Raw genomic sequence first — 24,015 nt, forward strand, 5'->3', positions numbered from 1 at the left:
GCTTGTCGCACAGAACGCTCCGACCTTTCCGCGGGGGCCCCGAATGACCGAAAGAATTTCCGTTGGAACCATTGCGGATCTGCAGGCGTCGGCGGCGCAGCTGACCGGGCTGTCCGACTTCGGCGACGTGAGCTACCGCACCGGCCTGACCACCCTGCTCGACTCGTACGCCGAGGACGAGGAGCTCACCCCGCTCGGCTGCAAGATCAAGCGCGCGGAGTTGCGTGGCGCGCTGGTCGCGCGGCTGCTGAGCGAGGCGGCGTGGACGCAGTATCCGGCGTCGGCCGACGTCCCGATCGAGCGGCCGATCTTCGTCACCGGGCTGCCACGCACCGGCACGACCGCACTGCACCGGCTGCTGTGCGCCGACCCTGCCGCGCAGGGCCTGGAGCAGTGGCTGTGCGAGGTGCCCCAGCCGCGGCCGCCGCGCGATAGCTGGCCGGACAACCCGATCTTCCAGCACATCCAGCACGGGTTCGAGCAGTTCCACGCCGCCAACCCGGAGTTCGCCGGCGTGCACTACATCGCCGCGGACACGGTGGAGGAGTGCTGGCAACTGCTGCGCCAGTCGGCGATGTCGATCTCGTACGAATCGCTCGCGCACGTGCCCGGCTACTCCGCCTGGCTGGCCCGGCAGAACTGGACGCCAGCCTACGCGCGGCACCGGCGAAACCTGCAGCTGATCGGCCTGAACGACGCCGGGAAGCGCTGGGTGCTGAAGAACCCGAGCCACCTGTTCGCGCTGGACGCCTTGCTCGCGGTGTACCCGGACGCGCTGATCGTGCAGACTCATCGCGACCCGCGCGTGGCGGTTGCGTCCAGCTGCAGCCTGTCCGCGCTGGCCACCCGCGGGCACTCGACCCGGTTCGTCGGCGGCACGCTCGGAGCGGACCAGCTGGACCTGCTGGCCCGGGGCGCAGCGCTGTTCGCAGCGAGCCGCGCCCGGCACGACCCGGACCGGTTCGTCGACGTGCAGTACGAGGACCTGGTGGGTGACCCGGTCGGCACGGTCGCGGGCGTGTACGCGGCGTTCGGCCTGCCGTTCGACGAGCAGGTCCGTGCGGCCGTTACCGCCGAGGACGCCGCGTCCCGGGCCGGGGCACGCGCGCCGGCGCATCGGTACACCCTTGCCGACTTCGGGTTGACCGGCGCCGACGTCGACGCCCGGTTCGCCGACTACGTCGCCACCCACCGGCCGGCGCCGGGCACCATGGACGGGTGAGTGTTGCGACCGAGACGCTGACCCCGCTGCGGGAGCTCGTGCAACGGGGGCGCGTGGTGGTGCTCAGCGGCGCGGGGCTGTCGACCGAGTCGGGCATCCCGGACTACCGCGGCCCGAGCGGCGCGCTGCGGCGGCACGCCCCGATGACCTACCAGGCGTTCGTCGGCGACGCGGCGGCGCGGCACCGCTACTGGGCGCGCAGCTACCTCGGTTGGCGGCAGATCAGCGGCGCCGAACCGAACCGCGGGCACCGTGCCGTCGCCGCGCTGCAGCGCAGCGGACGGGTCGAGGCGATCATCACCCAGAACGTGGACGGACTGCACCAGCGGGCCGGAGCGCGGGACGTCGTGGAGCTGCACGGTGGCCTGGACCGCACCGTGTGCCTGGCGTGCCACGACCGCGCGCCGCGCGCCGAGCTCGACGCGCGGCTGCGCGCGGCCAATCCGGAGTTCGACGCCGAGGTCGCCGCGGTCAACCCGGACGGTGACGCCGAGCTCGCCGACGACCAGCTCGCCGGGTTCGTGATGCTCGACTGCGCCGCGTGCGGCGGCGGACCGCTCAAGCCGGACGTCGTGTTCTTCGGTGAGAACGTTCCGCGGCCGCGCGTGGACCGCTGTTTCCAGGCCGTCGAGGAAGCCGCCGCCCTGCTCGTGCTCGGATCGTCACTGACCGTGCTGTCCGGGTTCCGCTTCGTCCGGCACGCCGCCCGGCGCGCGACGCCGATCGCGATCGTGAACCAGGGCGCGACGCGTGGCGACGACTTGGCGACGGTGCGTGTCGACGGCGCGCTCGGCGAGGTGCTCAGCGCGCTGGCCGACTGACCGCCTCACTCGAGCACGTGCCGCACGATCACCAGCCGGTCACCCGGCTGCACGGTGATCGCCTCGCTCTCGCCCTGCGTCCCCAGCCTGCCACCGCGCACCACCCCGAGCAGCGTCTCGTCGGCCGGCGCGAGCACACGGCCGGTGTCGGCCGGCCCGGCATCGCGTTCGATCAACTCGAGGCCGGTGGCCGAGTCGAGCAGATCGGTGATCAGGTCCGCGGTCGCCGGCGAGTTGGCCGACATCCCGAGCAGCCGGCCGGCGGCCTCGGCGGACACCACGACCGCGTCCACGCCTGCCGAACGAAGCAGCGCGGCGTTCTCCGAGTGCCGGACCGCGGCGACCACCGTCGCCGACGCGGTGAGCTGGCGGACGGTGAGTGCGACCAGCACGCTGGTGTCGTCCCGGTCGGTCGCGATGATGACCCGCGCGGCCCGTTCGGCCGCGACCTGGTGCAGCACCGCGGTGCGCGTGGCGTCGCCGCAGATCGCGGTCGCCCCGTCGTCGGCGGCCTGTGCGACGCCGGCCGGGTCGAGGTCGATGACCGCGATCTGCTCGATCGTGCAGCCGGCGTCGACGAGCGCGGTCGCGGCGGCGCGCCCCTTCGTCCCGTATCCCACGATCACTGCGTGGTCCTTCACGGCAGCCCTCCAACGGCGAGCGCGAGCGCGGTGGCTGACGGTCGCGGTCAGCACCTCGATGGTCGTGCCGACCAGCACGATCAGGAACAGCAGCCGCAGCGGGGTGATCACCACGACGTTCACCACGCGTGCGGACGTGGAGATCGGGGTGATGTCGCCGTAGCCGGTCGTCGAGAGCGACACCGTCGCGTAGTAGAGCGAGTCGATGACCCCGAGCGACCTGCCGCGGACGTCGTGATAGCCGCCGCGCTGCAGGAACACCGTGACGGTCGAGATCAGCAGCACCGACAGTGCGATCAGCAGCCGGCGCGCGAGGATCCGCCCGGGCCCGGTGTCGTTCCTCGGCAGGACGAGGTTCAGCGCGGAGACGTTCAGCGCCTCGCGCAGCCGCGATCTCCTGCTCACGCCTACTTTCTACAGGTCGGCGAAGGCCACCGCGGGATCCGACAGGCGCGCCGGGTCGACCGCCCGGCCCTCGGCGATCAGCGGCTTCACCGCGTCCGGCACGTCCCACACGTTGACGTTCATCGCCGCCTTGATCCGGTTCTCGCCGTCGAGCCAGAACGCGACGAACTCGCGGGAGCCGAGGTCGCCGCGCACGACGACCTGCGCGTACGAGCCGCGCGGCGCGTAACCGACGTACTCCATGCCCAGGTCGTACTGGTCGCTGAAGAAGTACGGCAGGTTGGTGTACTGCACGTCCTCGCCGAGCATCGCCCGCGCGGCGGTGGCCGGCTGGTTGAGAGCGGTGGACCAGTGCTCGACACGCACCCGGGTGCCCAGGACGGGGTGGTCGTGGTTCGCGATGTCGCCGACGGCGTAGACGTCCGGGTCGCTGCTGCGCAGGGCGGCGTCGACCTCGACGCCGTTGTTCAGCGTCAGGCCCGCGGCACCGGCGAGGGCCACGTTCGGCAGGATGCCGACGCCGACCACGACCGCGACCGCCGGAACCGTGTCGCCGTCGCCGAGCCGCACGCCGGTCGCCGTGCCGTTGTCGTCGACCGTGATCTCCTCCAAGGTGGCGCCGAGGCGCAGGTCGACACCGTGGTCGCGATGCAGGTCCGCGAACACCTGCGCCACCTCGGGCCCGAGCACGCCGAGCAGCGGCAGGTCCGCCATCTCGACCAGGGTGACCTCCGTTCCGGCATCGCGCGTGGCCGCGGCCACCTCGAGCCCGATCCAGCCGCCACCGACGATCGCGATCCGCCGGCCCGGGCCGAAGATCGAGCGGATCGCGTCGGAGTCCTCGCGGGTGCGCAGGTAGTGCACGTTCGCGGCGGCGGCGCCCGGCAGGTCCAGGCGCCGCGGGAGCGCGCCGGTCGCGAGCAGCAGCTTGTCGTACGGCAGCCTGGCTCCGTCGCCGAGCGTCACCTCGTGGGCAGCGAGGTCGAGCGAGGTCGCGTGGCAGTGCAGGCGCAGGTCGACGTGCTGCTCGTCGTACCACTCGCGCGGGTGGACCACGGCGTCCTCGAACGCGCTCTTGCCCGCCAGATAGCTCTTGGACAGCGGCGGCCGCTCATAGGGCAGGTGCGCCTCGTCGCCCACCAGCGTCAGCGAGCCGGTGAACCCGGCGGCGCGCAGTGCCTCGACGGCCTTGCCGCCCGCCAGCCCTCCGCCGACGACGACGATGTTCTGCGGTGCGCTCATCTGCCTGTCCCTTCCGCGTTCACACTCGGTGCTCGGTCAATGCGAAGAACTCCTGGCGGCTACGTGCATCATCGCGCAGGGTGCCGAGCAGGGTCGAGGTCACCGTGGACGATCCGGCAGCGCGCACGCCGCGCAGTGTCATGCAGGTGTGCTCGGCCTCGATCACGACGCCGACGCCCTTGGGTGCGAGCTCTGCCTGGAGCAGGGCCGCGATCTGCTTGGTGAGCCGTTCCTGCACCTGCGGCCGGGAGGCGAAGTGGGTGACCACGCGGGCCAGCTTGGACAACCCGACGATGCGGGCGCCCGGCAGGTACCCGACGTGGGCGACCCCGACGAACGGCAGCAGGTGGTGTTCGCAGACCGAGCGAAGCGGGATGTCCCGAGCCAACACCAGCTCGTCGTAGCCCTCGTCGTTGTCGAAGGTGGTCAGGTCGAACGCGGGCGGGGTGAACAGTTCGGCGTACGCGCGGGCCATCCGGCCGGGCGTGCCGCGCAGGCTCTCGGTGTCGGTGCTGATCCCGAGCGCGTGCAGCAGGTCGGCGGCGGCGTGCTCGGCGGCCGCCAGGTCGACCTGGCTGGCGGGGGCGGGGACGTGCAGCGGCCGCACGTTCGTCGCGGCGGCCTCCCGGTCGGTCAGTACGGGCTGGCTCGTCATCGTCGCCTCCTTGGCCATCGCGTGCCTATTTAGATAACCAATCTTTCCGTAATTGCCATGCGCCCGTCAAGGGTTTGCTTCGACACTGTTTCACTAGCGGTCGTAGGTCTTATGCTGGCAGCGTGGATGTCCGGTCCGTCGCCGCGATCGCGGCGCTCGACGATCCGGTGCGCGCTGCCTTGTTCACCTTCGTCCGGGACGCGGGCGCGCCGGTCAGCCGGGAGTCCGCCGCCGCCGCGGTGGGCATCAGCCGCAAGCTCGCCGCCTTTCACCTGGACAAGCTCGTCGCCGTCGGGCTGGTCACCTCGCGCATCGGCACCGGATCCGGCCGCGTCGGCCGGGCACCGCGGCTCTACGAGCCGTCCGGGCAGGACGTGCAGGTGTGCGTGCCGGCGCGTGAGCACGGCACGCTCGCCGAGATCCTGCTCGCCGCGGTGCTCGACGAGCAGCCGGACGAGCGGGCCGAGCAGAGCGTGCTGCGGGTGGCGCGGGACTGCGGCACCCGGATGGGCCGTGACGAGCGCGACAGGGTACGTCCCGGCCGGATGGGCGCCGAGCGGGCGCTGGGCCTGGCCGCGGCGCTGCTCGAGCGGCACGGATTCTCGCCCGCCCGTGAGGGGCAGCAGGTGATCTTGCGCAACTGCCCGTTCCACCCGTTCGCGCAGGCGGCGCCGGAGTTGGTGTGCGGGCTGAACCACGCGTTCCTGTCCGGCGTGCTCGAGGGGCTGCAGGCCGACGCCGTCAAGGCCGTGCTCGCCCCGTGCGAGGGGCAGTGCTGCGTCCGCCTGTCGAGCGATCCGGAGCGCCGGATCGCCCCGGCGGCGCGCGCGGCGACGTAATATCGACGCGTGCTCGTCGCCGTCGCCGCCTTCACGCTGGCCGCCGTCCTGATCGTGCTGCTCCCCGGGCCGGACACCCTCGTCGTGGTACGCGGCATCATGCGCGGCGGACGCCGGCAAGGACTGGTCACCGCGCTCGGCAACCTGTGCGGCCTCGCCGTCTGGGTCGCGGCGGCGGCCCTCGGGTTGGCCGCGTTGCTGCGCGCCAGCGAGGTGGGCTACGAGGTGCTGCGCGTCGTGGGCGCCGCCTATCTGGTGTGGCTCGGCGTGCAGGCGTGGCGCACGCGCGGGCGCACCGAGCAGGCGCACGGCCGCGGTGGAGTGCTCGGCACCGGCTACCTGGCCGGGCTGCTGACCAACCTGCTGAACCCGAAGGTCGGCGTCTTCTTCGTGACCTTCCTGCCCGGGTTCGTGCCGCGCGGCTACCCGGTCGGGGCCACGTCACTGCTGTTCGGGGCCATCTTCGTGGTGCTCACCGCGCTGTACTGGGTCGTCCTGCTCGGCGTGGCCGCCAAGGTCACGGCGTGGATGAGCACGCCGCGGGTGCGCCGCCGGCTCGACGCGCTCACCGCGGCCATCCTCGTCGGCTTCGGCGTCCGGCTGGTCACCGAGTCCTGAGCGTTGTCGGTCGTGCCGCGCAGAAGGCATGATCGGGCGATGGCACACGAGGTTCGCGGGGTCGTCAGCATCGCCAAGGGCGAGCCGGTTCGGCTGGAGACGGTGCTGGTGCCCGACCCCGGGCCCGGCGAGGCGCTGGTGCGCGTGCAGGCCTGCGGCGTCTGCCACACCGATCTGCACTACCGCGAGGGCGGCATCTCCGACGACTTCCCGTTCCTGCTCGGCCATGAGGCCTCCGGTGTCGTCGAGTCCGTGGGCGACGGCGTCAGTGCCGTCGCCCCCGGTGACTTCGTGATCCTGAACTGGCGCGCGGTCTGCGGCAACTGCCGGGCCTGCCGGCGCGGCCGCCCTTGGTACTGCTTCAACACGTTCAACGCGAGCCGGCCGATGACGCTCGCGGACGGCACGCCGCTGTCGCCCGCACTCGGCATCGGCGCGTTCGCGGAACTGACCCTCGTGCACGCGGGCCAGTGCACCAAGGTCGACCCGTCGGTGCGTCCCGAGGTCGCCGGGCTGCTGGGCTGCGGCGTGATGGCCGGGCTCGGGGCCGCCATCAACACCGGCGCGGTCGGCCGGGGCGACTCGGTCGCGGTGATCGGCTGCGGCGGCGTGGGCGGCGCTGCCGTAGCCGGTGCGCGACTGGCGGGCGCCTCGCGGATCATCGCTGTCGACGTGGACGAACGAAAGCTCGCCACCGCGCGTGAACTCGGCGCGACCGACACCGTGAACTCCCGTGACGCCGACCCGATCGAGGCGATCCGCGCGCTGACCGGTGGCCACGGTGCCGACGTCGTGATCGACGCGGTCGGCCGTCCAGAGACGTACCGGACCGCGTTCTACGCTCGTGACCTCGCCGGCACGGTTGTGCTCGTCGGCGTCCCCACGCCGGAGCTGCAGTTGGAGCTGCCGCTGCTGGACTTGTTCGCCCGCGGCGGCGCGCTCAAGTCCTCCTGGTACGGCGACTGCCTGCCCTCGCGCGACTTCCCGCTCCTGGTCGACCTGCACCTGCAGGGCCGGCTGCCGCTGGAGCGCTTCGTCAGCGAGACGATCGGCCTGGGCGACGTCGAGGCGGCGTTCGCCGCGATGTCGCGCGGCGACGTGTTGCGCAGCGTTGTCGTGTTCTGATCGGAACGGACGACGCTTCGTCGTAGTTGGTCCCGGTTTTCGCTGCGCTCGTGTGACCGAACTGGTCCGGCCGGTCATGGTCGGCCTACCGTCGGACCCTCACAGGTCGGCACGGTGGGGGGTGTCAGCTATGCGCGGTTCTCGGCTGCTCAGGCTGCTGGTGAGTGTCTCGTTCGCGGCCTCGGCGGGCGTCAGCGTGCAAGCGCTCACCGCCGCGCCGGCCGCAGCGGCCACCGCGGCGGTCCCGCGTCCGGACCACGTGGTGATCGTGGTCGAGGAGAACCGCGGCTTCGGCACCGTTCTCGGCAGCCCGAACGCCCCGTTCATCAACTCACTCGCCGCCGCGGGAGCCGACTTCACCCAGTCGTTCGCCGAGACGCATCCCAGCCAGCCGAACTACCTCGCGCTGTTCTCCGGCTCGACGCAGGGCCTCACCGACGACAGTTGCCCGCACACCTACACCGCCGGCGACCTCGGCTCGCAACTTATCGCGGCCGGATTCGGCTTCGCGGGTTACTCCGAGTCGCTGCCGAGCGTCGGCTACACCGGCTGTGGCTCGGGCAAGTACGCGCGCAAGCACGCGCCGTGGGTGAACTTCAGCAACCTGGCTGCGTCGACCAACCAGCCGTTCACTGCCTTTCCGACCGACTACTCGTTGCTGCCCGAGGTCTCGTTCGTCATCCCGAACCTGGACAACGACATGCACGACGGGACGGTGGCGCAGGGCGATCAATGGCTGCAGAACAACCTCGGCGGGTACATCACATGGGCGCAGACACACAACAGCGTGTTCGTGCTGACCTTCGACGAGGACGAGGGGACGTCGCCGAACCAGATCCCGACGATCATCACCGGCCAGGGCGTCGTGCCCGGCAGTTACGTCGAGACGATCAACCACTACAACCTGCTGCGCACCCTCGAGGACGCGTACGGGCTCGCGCCGCTGGGAGCGGCCGCGAGCGCCGCACCGATCGTGGACATCTGGGCGCCGCCGTCCGGCAATCAGCCGCCGGTTGCCGCGTTCACGTCCTCGTGTGATCAACTCGGGTGCTCGTTCGACGGGTCGGGTTCAGCTGATCCGGACGGCTCGATCTCCTCGTATGCCTGGGATTTCGGTGATGGTGCGACGGGGTCGGGGGTGGCGCCGACGCATTCCTATGCTGCTGGCGGCACGAACCAGGTGACCTTGACGGTGACCGACGGCGGTGGCGCGACGGGCGCGGTGACGCACGCGGTGACCGTTTCGGCGCCGGCTGGTTCGGCGGTTGCGGCGGATGGGTTCGGGCGGTCGGTGTCCGGTGGGTGGGGCACGGCTGATGTGGGTGGCGTGTGGTCGCGGGTCGGGTCCTCGAGTCTGTTCTCGGTGGGGGCCGGGGTGGGGCAGATCCGGGTGCCGTCGGCGGGGTCGGGTCCGACTGTGTTGTTGGGGTCGGTGTCGGCTGCGGATGTGGATCTGTTGGTCGATGTGGGCGTGGACAAGGTGGCGACCGGTAGCGGTGACACGGTGGTGTTGATGGCTCGTCGTTCGGGGTCCTCGGATTACCGGTTGAAGCTGCGGTTGCTGTCCGGTGGGGTGGTGCATCTGGCGTGGTCGCGGGTGGTTGCCGGTGCGGAGCGGACGTTGGGGGAGGTGCTGGTGAAGGGTTTGACGTACTCGCCGGGTCAGCTGTTGCGGGTGCGTTTTGATGTGTCCGGTGCGGGTGTGACGGCGGTGTCCGGGTCGGTGTGGCCGGTGGGTTCGGTGGAGCCGGTGGCGCCGGTGATCTCGGGTACTGATTCCGAGCCGTCGTTGCAGGGTGCTGGTTCGATCGGTATCCAGGCCGGGTTGGCGTCGACGGTGACGAACGCGCCGGTCAGCTTCAGCTTCGACAACCTCGCGGTCACCGACACGTCGGGTCCGGGTCAGCCGCCGGCGAACGAGCCGCCGACCGCCGCCTTCGTCTCGTCCTGCACGGGGTTGGCGTGCACGTTCGACGGATCGGGTTCAGCTGATCCGGACGGCTCGATCTCCTCGTATGCCTGGGACTTCGGTGATGGTGCGACCGGCTCGGGGGCGGCGCCCACGCACGCCTACGCTGCTGGCGGCTCGAACCAGGTGACCTTGACGGTGACCGACGGCGGCGGCGCGACGGGCGCGGTCACGCACGCGGTGACCGTATCGGCGCCGGCCAATCAGCCGCCGGTTGCCGCGTTCACGTCCTCGTGTGATCAACTCGGGTGCTCGTTCGACGGGTCGGGTTCAGCTGATCCGGACGGCTCGATCTCCTCGTATGCCTGGGATTTCGGTGATGGTGCGACGGGGTCGGGGGTGGCGCCGACGCATTCCTATGCTGCTGGCGGCACGAACCAGGTGACCTTGACGGTGACCGACGGCGGTGGCGCGACGGGCGCGGTGACGCACGCGGTGACCGTTTCGGCGCCGGCTGGTTCGGCGGTTGCGGCGGATGGGTTCGGGCGGTCGGTGTCCGGTGGGTGGGGCACGGCTGATGTGGGTGGCGTGTGGTCGCGGGTCGGGTCCTCGAGTCTGTTCTCGGTGGGGGCCGGGGTGGGGCAGATCCGGGTGCCGTCGGCGGGGTCGGGTCCGACTGTGTTGTTGGGGTCGGTGTCGGCTGCGGATGTGGATCTGTTGGTCGATGTGGGCGTGGACAAGGTGGCGACCGGTAGCGGTGACACGGTGGTGTTGATGGCTCGTCGTTCGGGGTCCTCGGATTACCGGTTGAAGCTGCGGTTGCTGTCCGGTGGGGTGGTGCATCTGGCGTGGTCGCGGGTGGTTGCCGGTGCGGAGCGGACGTTGGGGGAGGTGCTGGTGAAGGGTTTGACGTACTCGCCGGGTCAGCTGTTGCGGGTGCGTTTTGATGTGTCCGGTGCGGGTGTGACGGCGGTGTCCGGGTCGGTGTGGCCGGTGGGTTCGGTGGAGCCGGTGGCGCCGGTGATCTCGGGTACTGATTCCGAGCCGTCGTTGCAGGGTGCTGGTTCGATCGGTATCCAGGCCGGGTTGGCGTCGACGGTGACGAACGCGCCGGTCAGCTTCAGCTTCGACAACCTCGCGGTCACCGACCGCTCCGCGGGAGTCTGAGTCGAAGAACTGGCGCAACAGCGGCCACATGGGTCACAATGACCGCGTACGCATCTCGTGACCTGGGACGGACCGCTGGGGAAGGCGTCGCCGTCGAGTCGGAGGTGTGTGATGTCGAATGCCCGCACTGGGGTGCCTGGCCGGGCCATGCCCGCGACCCGCGGCGTGGTCTACCTGCACTGTGTCCCGTCGGCGATCGCGCCGCACGTGGAGTGGGCGCTGGCCGGCGTGCTCGGCCGGCCCGCGCGGCTGGAGTGGACCGGACAGCCGGCCGCCCCGCAGCACCTGCGCGCCGAGGCGGCCTGGACCGGTGCGATCGGCACCGGCGCGCGGCTGGCCGCATCGCTGCGCGCCTGGCCGATGCTGGTCTTCGAGGTGACCGAGGACGCGACCTGGGCCAGCGACGGCGAGCGGCTCGCCTACGTTCCCGGCCGGGGCTTTCACCGCTCGATGATCTCGGCGAACGGCGACGTCGTGGTCGGTGAGGAGCGGCTGCGCGGCCTGCTCTCGCGCGCCAAGAACGCCGACGACTACCGGCACGGGCTGGAGGAGCTACTCGGTTCGGCTTGGGACGCCGAACTTGAGCCGTACCGCTTCGGTGGTGACGGCGCCCCGGTGACCCTGCTGCACCAGGTGGTGTAGGGCCGCTACCGGCGGGTGACGATGCCGCGGACGAAGGCGGCCTGCCCGACGTGCTGCAGATCGTCGCTGATGACGCTGACCAGCCGCACTGCCAGCGTGACCGGCGGATCCCACGCGGTGTCCACGAAGCGGTCCAGGTCCGAGTCGCTCAGTTGTCGCACGTAGTCGATCGTCTGCCGGTGCGCCGCGTCGAAGTAGCCGGTCAGCAGGTCGGCGGACTCGACGCGCACCTGGCCCACCTCCTCGGACGACTGCCCGTAGCCGACGGTGTGCACGTCGAACGGCAGGCCGAACCGGTCCGACCAGCCCTGCCCGAGCCAGACCTGCTCGGTGCCTGCGACCTCGGCGACGTGATCGTCCTGCACGCGGCTCAGGTGCCAGACCAGCCAGCCGATCGAGTTCGCCTCGCGGTCGACGCGGAACGCGAGTTGCTCGGCGTCCAGTCCGTCGACCGCGCGATGCACGCTGTCGCTGATCCGGGTGAAGCCGTCTATCAACAGCTGCGCTGTCGTCGCCATGGTTCCACGCTATCCCGGGCGGACAATCCCGCCGCGACCACACCCCGATGTGACGGGTCCGGGAACGATCACGGGACCGTGGCCGGGCCGGGACGCGCTCAGAGCGGGATGTTGCCGTGCGCGCCGCGCCCGGTGGGAGCCGCGGCGAGTGCCTCGGCGAGCGCGGCCCGGGTCCGCGACGGGTCGAGCAGTTCGTCCACGACGCCGAGTTCCATCGCCCGCCCGACACCGCCCGCGATCCGCTCGTGCTCCTCGGCCAGTTGCGCGTGCAACGCCTCGCGCTCGCCGGGCTGCGCCGCCGCCAGCTTCTTGCGGTGCAAGATTCCTACCGCCGCCGAGGCGCCCATCACGGCGACCTCCGCGCCGGGCCACGCGAACACCCGGCTCGCGCCGAGTGATCGCGAGTTCATCGCGATGTAGGCGCCGCCGTACGTCTTGCGGGTCACCAGCGTGACGCGTGGGACGACCGCCTCGCCGAACGCGTGCAGCAGCTTGGCGCCGCGTCGCACGATGCCGTCCCACTCCTGGCCCACGCCGGGCAGGTAGCCGGGGACGTCGACCAGCACGAGCAGCGGGATGCCGAACGCGTCGCACATGCGCACGAACCGCGCCGCCTTCTCCGCCGATGGCGAGTCCAGGCAACCGCCCAGGCGCAGCGGGTTGTTCGCGATCACCCCGACCGTCCGGCCGGTCAGCCGGCCGAGGCCGGTGACGATGTTGGGCGCCCATTTCGCGTGCAGCTCGAGGAACGACGCGTCGTCGAGGACGGCACCGACCAGCGGGTGCACGTCGTAGGCCCGCTTCGGGTTGTCGGGCAGCATGGCCCGTAGGTCGGTGTCCGGGCCGACCTGCGAGAGGTCGAAGCCGCCCTGTTGCGCGAACAGCGTGCTCGCCTCGCGGGCCGCGGCGATCGCCTCCGCCTCGGTGTCGGTGACGATGTGCACCACGCCGCTGCGCCTGCCGTGCGTGTCGGCGCCGCCGAGTGATTCCATGTCGACGTTCTCGCCGGTCACCGAGCGCACCACGTCGGGTCCGGTCACGAAAACCCGGCCGCTCTGCGACATGATCACCAGGTCGGTGAGCGCCGGACCGTACGCCGCGCCACCGGCGGCAGCGCCGAGCACGACCGAGAGCTGCGGCACCCGGCCGGACGCGCGGATCATCGCCTGGAACACCAGGCCGACCGCGTTCAGGGCGAGCACGCCCTCGGCGAGCCGTGCGCCACCGGAGTGCCAGAGCCCGAGCACCGGCACCCGCTCGCGCACCGCCAGGTCGATCGCGTCCACGATGTGCGCGCAGCCCTCGGCACCCATCGCGCCGCCCATGACCGTCGCGTCGGTGCAGAACGCGATGGCCGGCGCGCCGTTGATCAGGCCGCGCCCCGCGCTCGCACCGCTGTCATCGCGCGGGCGCAGCAACTCGAGCGTCCCGGCGTCGAACAGGGCGCCCAGGCGCAGTTCGGGGTCGCGCGGATCGACTGCGGCCGGCGACTCGGCGAGCGCGGTCACGGCCTGCAGTTCCTCAGGCCTTGCAGAACAGCAGTGACGCGTTGTGGCCGCCGAACCCGAACGAGTCGTTGATCGCCGCCGTCACGGTCACCTTGCGGGGCTCGCGCGGGACGTCGACGCGCAGTTCGTCGTCGGGGTCGTCCAGGTTGATCGTCGGCGGGACGAGGTCCTCACGCACCGCGAGCACGGTGGCGATCGCCTCGATCGCGCCGGCCGCGCCGAGCAGGTGACCGGTCATCGACTTGGTGCTGGTGACCACGGTGTCCTCGCCGAACAGTTCGGCGAGCGCGGACGCCTCGCCCATGTCGCCGACCGGTGTGGACGTGGCGTGCGCGTTGACGTGCACCACCTCGTCGTAGGACAGCCCGGACCGCTCCACCGTCGCGCGCAGGGCACGCACCTGCCCGGCCTTGTCCGGAGCCACGATGTCCTTCGCGTCCGACGTGATGCCGGCGCCGGCGAGCACCGCGTACGGCGTGCGTCCGCGTGCCGCGGCCGAGGAGGCGCGCTCGATCACCAGCACGCCGGCGCCCTCGCCCAGCACGAACCCGTCACGCGCCTTGTCCCAGGGGCGGGACGCACGCTGCGGTTCGTCGTTGCGGCGGGACATCGCCTGCATCTTCGCGAAGCCGGCGATGTTCAGCGGGTGGATGCACGCCTCGGTGCCGCCGACGACGACGACGTCGGCGCGGTCCAGGTGGATCAGGTCGAGGCCGTGCGCGATCGCCTCGGACCCGGACGCACACGCCGAGACCGTCGTGTGCACGCCGGCCTGCGCGCCGACGTCCAGACCGACGTAGGCGGCCGGGCCGTTCGGCATGTTCATCGGGATCAGCAACGGCGACACCCGGTCCGGGCCCCTGTCGAGCAGGATGTCGTACTGGGCGAGCAGCGACGTCACCCCGCCGATGCCGGTGCCGATCACGACCGCGACCCGGGTCGGGTCCAGCCCCGCCTCGGCGGCCTTGCCCTCGAATCCGGCGTCGGCCCAGGCCTGGCGTGCGGCGACCATCGCGGCCTGCTCGCTGCGGTCCAGCCGGCGTGCCTGCACCCGCGGCAGCACCTCGGCCGGGTCGACGGCCATCGGCGCGCCGATGCGCACGGACAGGTCGGCGTAGCGATCGCCGGTCAGTGCCACGACGCCGGACCGGCCTGCGAGCAGGCCGGCCCAGAACGTCGCAACATCGCCCCCGATCGGCGTGGTGGCACCCAACCCGGTGACGACAACTGCTTCATGGCGAGCACTCATTGGATCTCCTTCCCCCCGCTGGCGCGGGGGGTCGTCGCGCCAAGCGCCTGACGGCGCAGCGAGTGCCTACCCAGCTCGCGCCGGGGATACCGCCCGCTTGCGGGGGAGCTCATCGCGTGTGGGTCGCCCTCAGTGGCTTTCGATGTACTTGACCGCGTCGCCGACGGTCTTGAGCTTGGGCAGCTCGTCGTCCGGGATCTTCACGCCGAACTGCTCCTCGGCGGCCATCGCGACCTCGACCATGGACAGCGAGTCGACGTCCAGGTCATCGGTGAAGCTCTTCTCGTCGGACACGTCCTCGGGCGAGACGTCGGCGACCTCCTGCAGGATGGAGGCGAGTCCGGTTCGGATCTCGTCGGCACTGGCCACGTGATTTCCCTTTCTGGTGGGGTACTGCGATGGGGGCGCGCCGGCCACAGCGGACGGCGCGCTAGCAAGCCTACGGAGCGAGGACGACCTGGGCTGCGTACGCCAGGCCGGAGCCGAAGCCGAGCAGCAGGATCGGGGCGCCGGACGGGATCTCACCGCGCTCGACCATGCGCGAGAGCGCCAGCGGGATCGTCGCGGCGGAGGTGTTGCCGGACGTCACGATGTCCTTGGCCACGATCGTGTCCGGGATGTCCAGCCGCCGCGCGATGGCGTCGATGATGCGCAGGTTCGCCTGGTGCGGGACGAACGCGGCGAGCTCGCGCGGCTCGATGCCGGCGCGGTGGCACGCCTCGATCGCGATCGGCGCCATGGACCCGGTCGCCCAGCGGTAGACGGCCTGCCCCTCCTGGCGGAAGAACCGGCTCTCGGCGTCGATGGCGACCGAGTCGAACTGGGCGCCGTCGCTGCCCCACACGATCGGGCCGATCCCGCGCTGCTCCGAGCCGCCGATCACGGCGGCGCCGGCGCCGTCGGCGAGGATCACGCAGGTGCTGCGGTCGTTCATGTCCAGCCACCCGGAGAACCGCTCGGAGGCGACGAGCAGCACGTTGCGGGCCTGGCCGGCGCGGATCGCGGCGTCGGCTGCCGCCAGCCCGTACTCGAAGCCGGAGCAGCCCGAACTCAGGTCGTACGCGCCGGGCGCGACGATGCCGAGCCGGCTGGCCAGCTGCGGTGCCGCGGCCGGGATCGGCTCGGGCATCGTGCAGGTGGCGACGAGCACGAGGTCGACCTCGCCGGTGGCCACGCCGCTGGTGGCCAGCGCCTTGCTCGCCGCGGCCTCGGCCATGTCGATGACGGTCTCGCCCGGGTCGGCCCAGCGCCGCTCGGCGATGCCGACGCGGGACTTGATCCACTCGTCGTCGGTGTCGACACCGCGGGCGATCAGGTCGTGGTTGGTGACGACGTTGGCCGGCCGGTAGTGGCCCAGCCCGAGGATCCGGGAGCCGGACGGGCCGCTGGTGCCCTTGAGTGTCGTGGTTCCCCTGAGCGTCGTGGCCATCAGAGGTCCGCCCCGCTGTGGATGCGGGCGACGGGTAGCCCGGCCGGCACGATGTCGCCGCTGGCACGCAGCCACTCGGTCAGCACGCCCGCCTGCGGCGCGAGGATCTCGTGCTGCTCGCGGTTGGTGGCGATGGTGCCGAGCGTGGCGCCGCGCGCGACGTCGCGGCCCTCGTCCAGACCGTCGGCGCGGGTGAACACGCCCTTGGCCGGCGTGACCACGATGCGAAAGTCCGGGACGTGCTCGCCCTGCGCGTACTGCCCGTGGTTCTCGATCAGCTGGCGGGCGCGGTCCAGGTCGTCGGGGGACTTGATCGCGAGCAGTTCGACCCCGGTGAGTTCGCGCTTGGCGATGCCGGTGAGGGTGCCGGCGGGGGCCAGCTCGATGGCGGCACCGACGCCCAGGTCGCGGCAGGTGCGCAGGCACAGGTCCCAGCGCACCGGCAGGGTCACCTGGCGCACCAGCCGGGCGATCAGTTCGGCGCCGGTGACCACCGCGGCGCCGTCGGCGTTGGACAGCAGGATCGGCCGCGGGTCGGCGATGCGCAGCGTGGCGGCGAACTCGGCGAGCGCCGTCTCGGCCGGTGCCATGTAGTGCGTGTGGAACGCCCCGGCAACGGCGAGCGGGCGGACGCGGGCACCGGCCGGTGGCGCCGCCGCAAGCTGGGCCAGCTTGTCCAGGGCGCCGGCGGCGACGATCTGGCCGGCGCCGTTGCGGTTGGCGGGGACGAGACCGGCTGCCTCGATGCCCGCGGCCACCTCGTCCGGGTCACCTCCCAGCAGCGCGGACATCCCGGTCGGGGTGAGCGCACACGCCGCGGCCATCTCGCTGCCGCGGCGGGCCGCGAGGCCGACCGCCTCGGCGCCGGTGAGCGCGCCGGACACGGCGGCCGCGGTCAGCTCGCCCACACTGTGGCCCGCGACCACGCGTTCGGCGTCGGACTCCAGCCCCAGCCGTTCGGCCACGATCACGCCCAGCGCGACGATCAGCGGCTGGGTGACCGCGGTGTCCTTGATCTCCTCGGCGGTGGCGGTCGTGCCGAGCCGCAGCAGGTCCAGTCCGGCGGCCTCGGACAGCTCGGCGACCTGCTCCGGGACTCCCGGCAGCTCCAGCCACGGCGCCAGCATCCCGGGACTCTGCGCACCCTGGCCCGGTGCGAAAACGGCGATCACGGCATCCACCATCTCGTGCGGCGGGTCGGCACCGCGACGGCGACACGGACAGCGTTTGACCGCGCCGGTTTGTAGGATAGCTCCAAATCTGAAGGGGAACTGTGCGCGACTGGCCGGTAACCATTGTGGGGTCGTCCCAAACGGAACGCCTCAGCCGGTCTCGTCCAGCCGGCCCAGCGTGAGCGCCAGGCGCAGCGTGAACGCACCGCGCGGATCGGTCGGGCTCTCGCCGCACACGTCGGTGACCCGGCGCAGCCGGTAGCGCACGGTGTTGGCGTGCACGAACAGCGCTCGCGCGGTCGCCTCGAGGGCACCCCCCGACTCCAGGAACGTGCTCACCGTCCGGACCAGGACCTCGCCGGCGGCCACCAGCGGGCGGTACACGGCCTCCAGCAGCGCCTCGCGCGCCAGCTCGTCGCCGGCCAGCGTCCGCTCCGGCAGCAGCGCGTCGGCCGCCACCGGCCGCGGTGCCGCCGGCCACGCCACGACGGCACGCAGCCCGCTCAGCGCGGCCCGGGTCACGGTGCTGGCCGCGGTCACCTCGCTCGCCTCCGGGCTGATCACGATCGGGCCCTCGCCGAACAGCGGCACCAGTTGCGCGGCGGCCGCCGCGGGGTCGGCGGCGCCGGCGAAGACGATCACCAGCCGGTTGCCGTGTACGCCGGCGAGCGCGTCCAGGCCCAACCGGCGGGTCAGCTCGTGCACCTCGTCCAGGGCATCGCGCGAGGACCGGCCGCCGTCGGGCTGCGTGCCGGCGATCGCGGTGATCGGCCCGGAGGCCCGCCAGCCCAGGGCGGCCAGCTGGCTCGGCAGCGGATCGCCGATGTCGGTGCCGCGCACCAGGCTGTCGATCACCAGGGCCTCGAGCCGGTCGTCCCACGAGCCGCGTGACTCGGCGGCCGTCGCGTACACCCGGGCCGAGGCGAACGCGATCTCGCGGCTGAACCGCAGCAGCTCCTCGCTGACGATCTCGGCCTCGTCCGGGCCGGCGAGCAGCGGCAGTTGCTCCTCGGCGACGAGGATCGACTCGCGGACCAGCTCGACGGTCTGCTGCAGGGTGACCGAGCGCGCCATCGCCTGCGGGGCGGCCGCGAACACCTCGCCGGTCAGCCGCAGCACGTCGTCAGGAGACCGCAGCCAGTCGACGTAGGACTGCAGCCCGGCCTGCACCACGAGCGTCACCCAGGACCGCTGGTCGGCGGGCAGCTCGCGGAACCAGACGAGCTCGTCGTCCATTCGGGCCACGCTCTGCGTGGCGAGCCGGCCGGTCGCCTGCTCGATGCGGCGGATCGTGTCCTCGCGCAGACCGGATCTCACCGGAGCAGCCTCCCACGCAGGCGCATCGCTACGGTGATGACCGTGGCCGATCCCCGCGATCCCGTCGCCGACCTGAAGCAGATCGCCTTCCTGCTCGAGCGCGCGCTCGAACCCAGCTACCGGGTGAAGGCGTTCCGGCGCGCGGCCGGCACGATCGCGGCGCTGCCGGCGGCCGAACTCGCCCAGCGCACCGCGGCGGGCACGCTCACCGAGCTGGCCGGCGTCGGCGACGTCACCGCCCGCTGCGTGACCGAGTCGTCGGCCGGCGAGGAGCCGGTCTATCTGCGCCGGCTGCTGGCCACCGAGGACACCCCGCTGGACGAGTCGACGGCGGCGATCCGGGCCGCGCTGCGCGGTGACTGCCACGCGCACTCGGACTGGTCCGACGGCGGCTCGCCGATCGAGGAGATGGCGCGCACCGCTCGCGGTCTCGGTCACGAGTACCTCGTCCTCACCGACCACTCGCCGCGGCTGACGGTCGCCCACGGGCTGACCGCCGAGCGGCTCGAGCAGCAGTTGGACGTCGTGGCCGAGCTCAACGCGACGTTCGCTGCCGAGGCCGCCGCCGGCGCGGCCGAGCCGTTCCGGATCCTCACCGGCATCGAGGTGGACATCAACGAGGACGGCACGCTGGACCAGAAGCCGTCGCTGCTCGGCCGGCTCGACCTGGTGGTCGCCAGCGTGCATTCCAAGCTGCGGATGCCGGCGCGGGAGATGACGCCGCGGATGGTTGCGGCGATCTCGAACCCGCACACCGACGTGCTGGGCCACTGCACCGGGCGGCTGGTGACCGGGGGACGCGGTAAGCGGCCGGAGTCCGAGTTCGACGCCGAGCTCGTCTTCGCCGCCTGCGCGCAGTTCGGGGTCGCGGTCGAGATCAACTCGCGGCCGGAGCGGCTCGACCCGCCGAAGCGGCTGCTGCGGCTGGCCGTGGAGGCCGGCTGCCTGTTCTCGATCGACACCGACGCTCACGCGCCCGGCCAGCTCGACTGGCAGCGCAACGGCTGCGAGCGTGCCGCCCGGTGCGGGGTCGACGTCTCGCAGGTGGTGAACAGCTGGGCGATTGCCGACCTGCTGGCCTGGACCGCCGGCCGGAGCGTCCCCGCACGCTGACCTGGATCCGGTCCGCGACCCGTCGTCCGCCTGGCACGATGGGTCGATGCAGCGGTTCGGCGGGCTCACCGTGTTGCGCGCGGGGGAGCGGTACCGCACCGACCTGCCCGGCGTGCGCTCGTGGCACTGCTTCTCGGCCGGCTCGCACTACGACCCGGACAACCTCTCGTTCGGGTCGGTGCTCGGCGTCGACGAGCACCTGGTCGAACCGGGCGCCGGTTTCGACTGGCACGCGCACCGCGGCGTCGAGATCGTCTCGTTCGTGCTGGACGGGGTACTGCGGCACGAGAGCGATACGGACGAGCGGCTGGTGTCGCAGGGCGAACTGCTGCGGCAGGACGCGTCCGACGGGTTGCGGCACCGGGAGACGAACGGCGGGGACACGCCGTTGCGGTTCGTGCAGACGACCTGGCTGGCCGGTGCCGGAACGTCCCTCGACCTCGTGCACGGCGCCGCCCGGGTGAGCGCGCCGCGAGCGCACCTGTTCGTGGCACGCGGCGCGTTCGGCTGCAACAGCGGGCCGGCGGACGACGGCGTGGCGTTGCGCGCCGGCGACAGCGTGCGGGCGGACGGGCTGGTGACCCTCAGCGGCTCGGGCGCGGTGCTCGTCGTGCGCTTGGCCCGGTAGCAGGGCGACACGCCGGCCGGCGCCCTGCTACCGGGCCAAGCCAGATCAGCTGTCGCCGCCGATCGTGCCGGTGCCCGCCGCGTTCACGTCGAGCAGCCGGTAGCGGTCGAACGCCTCCTGCGGCGCCTCGGCCTTGACCTCGCCGCGCTTGGCGAGCTGCTCCAGCACGCCGACCACGATCGACTGGGCGTCGACGTGGAAGAAGCGCCGGGCAGCCCCCCGGGTGTCCGCGAAGCCGAACCCGTCGGTGCCCAGCGAGTTGTACTCACCTGGCACCCAGCGCGAGATCTGGTCCGGGACGGCCCGCATGTAGTCCGACACCGCGAGGAACGGGCCCTCCGCGTCGGCCAGCTTGGCGCTCACGTACGGCGTGCGCGGCTCCTCCGCCGGGGCGAGCAGGTTGGCGCGCTCGCACTCGATCGCCTCGCGACGCAGCTCGTTCCAGGACGTCACCGACCAGACGTCGGCGTCGACGCCCCACTCGTCGGCCAGCTCGCGCTGCGCGTCCAGCGCCCACGGCATCGCCACACCGGACGCGAGCACCTGCGCCCGCGGGCGGTTGTTCGGATTGTCGTTGGCGGGCGCATACCGGTAGATCCCCTTCAGCAGTCCCTCGACGTCCAGGTCGTCGGGCTGCGCCGGCTGGTTGATCGGCTCGTTGTAGATCGTCAGGTAGTAGAAGACGTCGTGCTCGCTCACCTCGGCGGTGTCGTAGGAGCCGATGCCGTACATCCGCTTGAGCGCGTCCTGCACGATGTAGGACACCTCGAAGGCGTAGGCCGGGTCGTAGGCGACGCACGCCGGGTTCGTCGAGGCCAGCAGCAGCGAATGGCCGTCGGCGTGCTGCAGCCCCTCACCGGTCAGCGTGGTGCGACCGGCCGTGGCGCCGAGCACGAAGCCCCGGCCGAGCTGGTCCGACAGCGCCCAGAACTGGTCGCCCGTGCGCTGGAACCCGAACATCGAGTAGAAGATGTAGAACGGGATCATCGGCGTGCCGTGCGTCGAGTAGGACGTGGCAGCGGCGGTGAACGAGGCGAGCGCGCCGGCCTCGCTGATCCCCTCGTGCAGGATCTGGCCGGTCTTGGACTCCTTGTACGACAGCAGCAGATCGCGGTCGACCGCGTCGTACTGCTGGCCGTGCACCGAATAGATCTTGGCCGTCGGGAAGATCGCGTCCAGGCCGAACGTGCGCGCCTCGTCCGGGATGATCGGCACGAAGCGCGAGCCGATCTCCTTGTCCTTGATCAGGTCCTTGAACAGCCGCACCGTGGCCATCGTGGTCGCGATCTGCTGCTTGCCCGAGCCCGCGCGCAGCTCGGCGTAGGCGGACTCGCCAGGCAGCGTGAGCGGCTTGGACCGCACGATCCGCTTCGGCGACGCACCACCGAGCGCCGCGCGGCGCTCCTTCATGTACTGGATCTCGTCGGACTTCTCGCCCGGGTGGTAGTACGGCGGCAGGTCGGCCTCGAGCGCCTCGTCCGAGATGGGCAGGTACAGCCGGTCGCGGAAGGCCTTCAGATCGGCCTTGGTCAGCTTCTTCATCTGGTGCGTGGCGTTGCGTCCCTCGAACGACTCCAGGGTCCAGCCCTTGATCGTCTTGGCCAGGATCACGGTCGGCTGCCCGACGTGGTTGCGTGCCGCCTCGAACGCCGCGTACACCTTGCGGTAGTCGTGGCCGCCGCGGGACAGCTTGCGCAGGTCGTCGTCGCTGAGGTCCTCGACCATCCGGCGCAGCCGCGGGTCGCCGCCGAAGAAGTGCTCGCGGATGTAGGCGCCGGTCTCGACGGTGTATGTCTGGTACTGCCCGTCCGGCGTGGTGTTCATCTGGTTCACCAGCACGCCGTCGCCGTCCTTGGCCAGCAGCGGATCCCAGTCCCGTCCCCAGATCACCTTGATCACGTTCCAGCCGGCGCCGCGGAAGTAGGACTCCAGCTCCTGGATGATCTTTCCGTTGCCGCGGACCGGACCGTCCAGCCGCTGCAGGTTGCAGTTGATGACGAAGGTCAGGTTGTCCAGCTCTTCGCGGGCCGCCACGCCGATCGCGCCGAGCGACTCGATCTCGTCCATCTCGCCGTCGCCGAGGAAGGCCCATACGTGCGAGTTCGACGTGTCGGCCAGCCCGCGCGCGTGCAGGTAGCGGTTGAACCGCGCCTGGTACACGGCGCTGATCGGGCCGATGCCCATCGAGACGGTGGGGAACTCCCAGAACTCGGGCATCAGCCGCGGGTGCGGGTAGGAGGACAGGCCGTACGGGGCGTGCGACTTCTCCTGGCGGAACCCGTCCAGATGCCGCTCGGTGAGCCGGCCCTCGAGGAACGCGCGCGCGTAGATGCCGGGGGAGGCGTGCCCCTGGAAGTAGACCTGGTCGCCGGTGCCGGTGGCGAGGTCCTTGCCGCGGAAGAAGTGGTTGTAGCCGACCTCGTAGAGCGAGGCTGCGCTGGCGTAGGTGGCGATGTGGCCGCCGACGCCGACCAGCTTGTTCGCCCGGGAGACCATGATCGCCGCGTTCCAGCGGATGTACGCGCGGATGCGGCGCTCGATGTCCTCATCGCCCGGGAACCACGGCTCGCGCTCGGGCGGGATGGTGTTGATGTAGTCGGTGCTGCGCAGCGCGGGGACGCCCACCTGGCGCTCTCGCGCGCGCTCGAGCAACTTGAGCATCAGGAACCTGGCGCGTTGCCGGCCGTCGGTGTCGATGGCGGCGTCGAAGGACTCGAGCCATTCGCGCGTCTCGTCCGGATCGATGTCCGGAAGCTGGCTGGGCAGACCGTCAGTGATGATGCTGAACCTGTCGCGTGTCACCCCTCCAGTGTGCTCTACTGCGGGCCACTAAGGTCAGCAGGTGGGTTACCGCTTGGTAGCGCAGCGCAGTCGACGTAGGAGGGTGGCACCGTGAGCAGCAACCCCGCCGGGGGTCCAGCGGCCGTGAGTGGGCCGGGCACCGCCGAGCGGATGGGGATCAAGCCCCAGATGATCGTGATGGAGTTCGGCAGCGACGAGGACATCGACCAGGAGCTGCGCACTGCGATCGAGCAACTCACGGGCGAGGAGATCGTCGGCGAGGACTCCGACGAGGTCGTGGACGTGGTGCTGCTCTGGTACCGCGACGGTGACGGCGACCTGGCCGACCTGCTGGTGGACGCGATCGCGCCGCTGGCCGACGACGGGTTCATCTGGCTGCTGACGCCCAAGCGTGGTCGCGACGACTACGTCGAGCCCTCCGACGTCACCGAGGCCGCGGCGATCGCCGGCCTGTCGCAGACTTCCATCACGACGGCCGGGCCGCACTGGTCCGCCGCACGGCTGGTCGGGCGCAAGGCGCGGGGGAGCAAGCGATGACGGTCGCGGCCGGGGAGCAGGCCCCGGACTTCACGCTGCGGGACCAGAACAACGAGGAGTTCACCCTGTCGGCGTACCGCGGCAAGCAGGCGGTACTGATCATCTTCTACCCGCTCGCGTTCACCGGCATCTGCACCGGCGAGCTGTGCTCGGTGCGCGATGACCTGCACACCTTCCAGAACGACGCGGTGCAGGTGGTGAGCGTCAGCGTCGACTCGGTCTACTCGCACAAGATCTTCAGCGAGCGCGAGGGGTACCAGTTCCCGCTGCTGGCGGACTTCTGGCCGCACGGTGCCGTCGCCCAGCTGTACGGCGTGTTCAACGAGGACGCGGGCTTCGCCAACCGCGGCACGTTCCTGGTCGACAGGACCGGGGTCGTGCGGTTCGCCGAGCTGAACGGCCCCGGTGAGGGACGTGACGCGCAGACCTGGCGGGACGCCATCGCCGCTCTCTAGG

At 71.5% G+C, this 24,015-nt stretch carries 22 protein-coding genes; 11 read left to right on the forward strand and 11 right to left on the reverse strand.

Features of this window, described 5'->3' with window-relative positions:
* The first annotated feature begins 43 nt into the window (after window positions 1-43).
* The gene (locus M6B22_RS18525; RefSeq protein ID WP_269443053.1) at window positions 44-1,222 is read left to right on the forward strand and encodes a sulfotransferase family protein; all 1,179 of its coding nucleotides are present in this window, start codon (window positions 44-46) and stop codon (window positions 1,220-1,222) included.
* Complete coding sequence (locus M6B22_RS18530) at window positions 1,219-2,043, forward strand: NAD-dependent protein deacetylase (RefSeq protein ID WP_269443054.1); 825 nt, start codon at window positions 1,219-1,221, stop codon at window positions 2,041-2,043. Before M6B22_RS18525 ends, M6B22_RS18530 begins: the two co-directional genes overlap by 4 nt.
* A gap of 5 nt (window positions 2,044-2,048) precedes the next feature.
* Here the strand turns inward: M6B22_RS18530 and M6B22_RS18535 are convergent, their stop codons facing one another.
* Genes M6B22_RS18535 through folE form a run of 3 tightly spaced genes read right to left on the reverse strand, consistent with a single transcriptional unit; the run spans window position 2,049 to window position 4,986 of the window.
* Window positions 2,049-3,089, reverse strand: a complete 1,041-nt coding sequence (locus M6B22_RS18535; RefSeq protein WP_269443055.1) for a potassium channel family protein — start codon at window positions 3,087-3,089, stop codon at window positions 2,049-2,051.
* 9 nt (window positions 3,090-3,098) lie between these two features.
* Window positions 3,099-4,331: an NAD(P)/FAD-dependent oxidoreductase gene (locus M6B22_RS18540; RefSeq protein ID WP_269443056.1), complete on the reverse strand. Its 1,233-nt coding sequence runs from the start codon at window positions 4,329-4,331 to the stop codon at window positions 3,099-3,101.
* Between the two features lie 19 nt (window positions 4,332-4,350).
* Window positions 4,351-4,986: a GTP cyclohydrolase I FolE gene (gene folE, locus M6B22_RS18545; RefSeq protein ID WP_269443057.1), complete on the reverse strand. Its 636-nt coding sequence runs from the start codon at window positions 4,984-4,986 to the stop codon at window positions 4,351-4,353.
* A 122-nt stretch (window positions 4,987-5,108) separates the two neighbouring features.
* Here folE and M6B22_RS18550 point away from each other — a divergent pair, with 122 nt between their 5' ends.
* The 5 genes from M6B22_RS18550 to M6B22_RS18570 all read left to right on the forward strand — a co-directional run bounded on the left by M6B22_RS18550 (window position 5,109) and on the right by M6B22_RS18570 (window position 11,286).
* Window positions 5,109-5,825, forward strand: coding sequence for a helix-turn-helix transcriptional regulator (locus M6B22_RS18550; RefSeq protein ID WP_269443058.1), 717 nt, complete (start codon window positions 5,109-5,111; stop codon window positions 5,823-5,825).
* Between the two features lie 9 nt (window positions 5,826-5,834).
* Window positions 5,835-6,443, forward strand: coding sequence for a LysE family translocator (locus M6B22_RS18555; RefSeq protein ID WP_269443059.1), 609 nt, complete (start codon window positions 5,835-5,837; stop codon window positions 6,441-6,443).
* Between the two features lie 39 nt (window positions 6,444-6,482).
* Window positions 6,483-7,568, forward strand: coding sequence for an S-(hydroxymethyl)mycothiol dehydrogenase (locus M6B22_RS18560; protein WP_269443060.1), 1,086 nt, complete (start codon window positions 6,483-6,485; stop codon window positions 7,566-7,568).
* A 130-nt stretch (window positions 7,569-7,698) separates the two neighbouring features.
* Window positions 7,699-10,644, forward strand: coding sequence for a PKD domain-containing protein (locus M6B22_RS18565; RefSeq protein ID WP_269443061.1), 2,946 nt, complete (start codon window positions 7,699-7,701; stop codon window positions 10,642-10,644).
* Between the two features lie 147 nt (window positions 10,645-10,791).
* Entirely contained in the window at window positions 10,792-11,286 is a 495-nt protein-coding gene (locus M6B22_RS18570; RefSeq protein WP_269443062.1) for a DUF3145 domain-containing protein, read from the forward strand.
* A 5-nt stretch (window positions 11,287-11,291) separates the two neighbouring features.
* Here the strand turns inward: M6B22_RS18570 and M6B22_RS18575 are convergent, their stop codons facing one another.
* From M6B22_RS18575 to M6B22_RS18605, 7 genes are all read right to left on the reverse strand, one after another.
* Window positions 11,292-11,804: a mycothiol transferase gene (locus tag M6B22_RS18575; protein WP_269443063.1), complete on the reverse strand. Its 513-nt coding sequence runs from the start codon at window positions 11,802-11,804 to the stop codon at window positions 11,292-11,294.
* A gap of 98 nt (window positions 11,805-11,902) precedes the next feature.
* Entirely contained in the window at window positions 11,903-13,312 is a 1,410-nt protein-coding gene (locus M6B22_RS18580; RefSeq protein ID WP_269443064.1) for an acyl-CoA carboxylase subunit beta, read from the reverse strand.
* A 13-nt stretch (window positions 13,313-13,325) separates the two neighbouring features.
* On the reverse strand, window positions 13,326-14,561 hold the full coding sequence (locus tag M6B22_RS18585) for a beta-ketoacyl-[acyl-carrier-protein] synthase family protein (RefSeq protein ID WP_269443065.1): 1,236 nt from the start codon (window positions 14,559-14,561) through the stop codon (window positions 13,326-13,328).
* 129 nt (window positions 14,562-14,690) lie between these two features.
* Window positions 14,691-14,930: an acyl carrier protein gene (locus M6B22_RS18590; RefSeq protein WP_269443066.1), complete on the reverse strand. Its 240-nt coding sequence runs from the start codon at window positions 14,928-14,930 to the stop codon at window positions 14,691-14,693.
* Window positions 14,931-15,000: 70 nt separating this feature from the next.
* Window positions 15,001-15,990 carry a beta-ketoacyl-ACP synthase III gene (locus M6B22_RS18595; RefSeq protein WP_269443067.1) on the reverse strand — a complete coding sequence of 330 codons (990 nt, stop codon included), beginning with the start codon at window positions 15,988-15,990 and terminating at the stop codon, window positions 15,001-15,003.
* Entirely contained in the window at window positions 15,990-17,162 is a 1,173-nt protein-coding gene (locus M6B22_RS18600) for an acyltransferase domain-containing protein (protein WP_269443068.1), read from the reverse strand. Before M6B22_RS18600 ends, M6B22_RS18595 begins: the two co-directional genes overlap by 1 nt.
* 150 nt (window positions 17,163-17,312) lie before the next feature.
* On the reverse strand, window positions 17,313-18,479 hold the full coding sequence (locus tag M6B22_RS18605; protein WP_269443069.1) for a PucR family transcriptional regulator: 1,167 nt from the start codon (window positions 18,477-18,479) through the stop codon (window positions 17,313-17,315).
* Between the two features lie 36 nt (window positions 18,480-18,515).
* On the opposite strand from M6B22_RS18605, the gene M6B22_RS18610 reads away from it, so the two are divergent.
* Complete coding sequence (locus tag M6B22_RS18610) at window positions 18,516-19,592, forward strand: PHP domain-containing protein (protein WP_407935548.1); 1,077 nt, start codon at window positions 18,516-18,518, stop codon at window positions 19,590-19,592.
* 46 nt (window positions 19,593-19,638) lie between these two features.
* Entirely contained in the window at window positions 19,639-20,220 is a 582-nt protein-coding gene (locus tag M6B22_RS18615) for a pirin family protein (protein WP_269443071.1), read from the forward strand.
* Window positions 20,221-20,265: 45 nt separating this feature from the next.
* On the opposite strand, the gene aceE is transcribed toward M6B22_RS18615, so the two are convergent.
* Window positions 20,266-23,022 (reverse strand): pyruvate dehydrogenase (acetyl-transferring), homodimeric type, encoded by a 2,757-nt coding sequence (aceE, locus tag M6B22_RS18620; protein WP_269443072.1) that lies wholly within the window; start codon window positions 23,020-23,022, stop codon window positions 20,266-20,268.
* Between the two features lie 150 nt (window positions 23,023-23,172).
* Here aceE and M6B22_RS18625 point away from each other — a divergent pair, with 150 nt between their 5' ends.
* Together M6B22_RS18625 and M6B22_RS18630 are read left to right on the forward strand one after the other, a co-directional pair.
* The gene (locus M6B22_RS18625) at window positions 23,173-23,559 is read left to right on the forward strand and encodes a DUF3052 domain-containing protein (protein ID WP_407935738.1); all 387 of its coding nucleotides are present in this window, start codon (window positions 23,173-23,175) and stop codon (window positions 23,557-23,559) included.
* Window positions 23,556-24,014, forward strand: coding sequence for a peroxiredoxin (locus tag M6B22_RS18630; protein ID WP_269443074.1), 459 nt, complete (start codon window positions 23,556-23,558; stop codon window positions 24,012-24,014). Before M6B22_RS18625 ends, M6B22_RS18630 begins: the two co-directional genes overlap by 4 nt.
* Window position 24,015 lies beyond the last annotated feature (1 nt).

Origin of the sequence: Jatrophihabitans cynanchi (assembly GCF_027247405.1) — a bacterium.
Classification (GTDB): Bacteria; Actinomycetota; Actinomycetes; order Mycobacteriales; family Jatrophihabitantaceae; genus Jatrophihabitans_B; species Jatrophihabitans_B cynanchi.

What these genes read in the sequence shown, in the direction of transcription:
- M6B22_RS18525 (WP_269443053.1), top strand. Translation starts at nt 44, where the DNA reads ATGACCGAAAGAATTTCCGTTGGAACCATTGCGGATCTGCAGGCGTCG.
- M6B22_RS18540 (WP_269443056.1), bottom strand. Translation starts at nt 4,331, where the DNA reads ATGAGCGCACCGCAGAACATCGTCGTCGTCGGCGGAGGGCTGGCGGGC.
- folE (WP_269443057.1), bottom strand. Translation starts at nt 4,986, where the DNA reads ATGACGAGCCAGCCCGTACTGACCGACCGGGAGGCCGCCGCGACGAAC.
- M6B22_RS18560 (WP_269443060.1), top strand. Translation starts at nt 6,483, where the DNA reads ATGGCACACGAGGTTCGCGGGGTCGTCAGCATCGCCAAGGGCGAGCCG.
- M6B22_RS18565 (WP_269443061.1), top strand. Translation starts at nt 7,699, where the DNA reads ATGCGCGGTTCTCGGCTGCTCAGGCTGCTGGTGAGTGTCTCGTTCGCG.
- M6B22_RS18570 (WP_269443062.1), top strand. Translation starts at nt 10,792, where the DNA reads ATGCCCGCGACCCGCGGCGTGGTCTACCTGCACTGTGTCCCGTCGGCG.
- M6B22_RS18575 (WP_269443063.1), bottom strand. Translation starts at nt 11,804, where the DNA reads ATGGCGACGACAGCGCAGCTGTTGATAGACGGCTTCACCCGGATCAGC.
- M6B22_RS18585 (WP_269443065.1), bottom strand. Translation starts at nt 14,561, where the DNA reads ATGAGTGCTCGCCATGAAGCAGTTGTCGTCACCGGGTTGGGTGCCACC.
- M6B22_RS18595 (WP_269443067.1), bottom strand. Translation starts at nt 15,990, where the DNA reads ATGGCCACGACGCTCAGGGGAACCACGACACTCAAGGGCACCAGCGGC.
- M6B22_RS18610 (WP_407935548.1), top strand. Translation starts at nt 18,516, where the DNA reads ATGACCGTGGCCGATCCCCGCGATCCCGTCGCCGACCTGAAGCAGATC.
- M6B22_RS18615 (WP_269443071.1), top strand. Translation starts at nt 19,639, where the DNA reads ATGCAGCGGTTCGGCGGGCTCACCGTGTTGCGCGCGGGGGAGCGGTAC.
- M6B22_RS18625 (WP_407935738.1), top strand. Translation starts at nt 23,173, where the DNA reads ATGGGGATCAAGCCCCAGATGATCGTGATGGAGTTCGGCAGCGACGAG.
- M6B22_RS18630 (WP_269443074.1), top strand. Translation starts at nt 23,556, where the DNA reads ATGACGGTCGCGGCCGGGGAGCAGGCCCCGGACTTCACGCTGCGGGAC.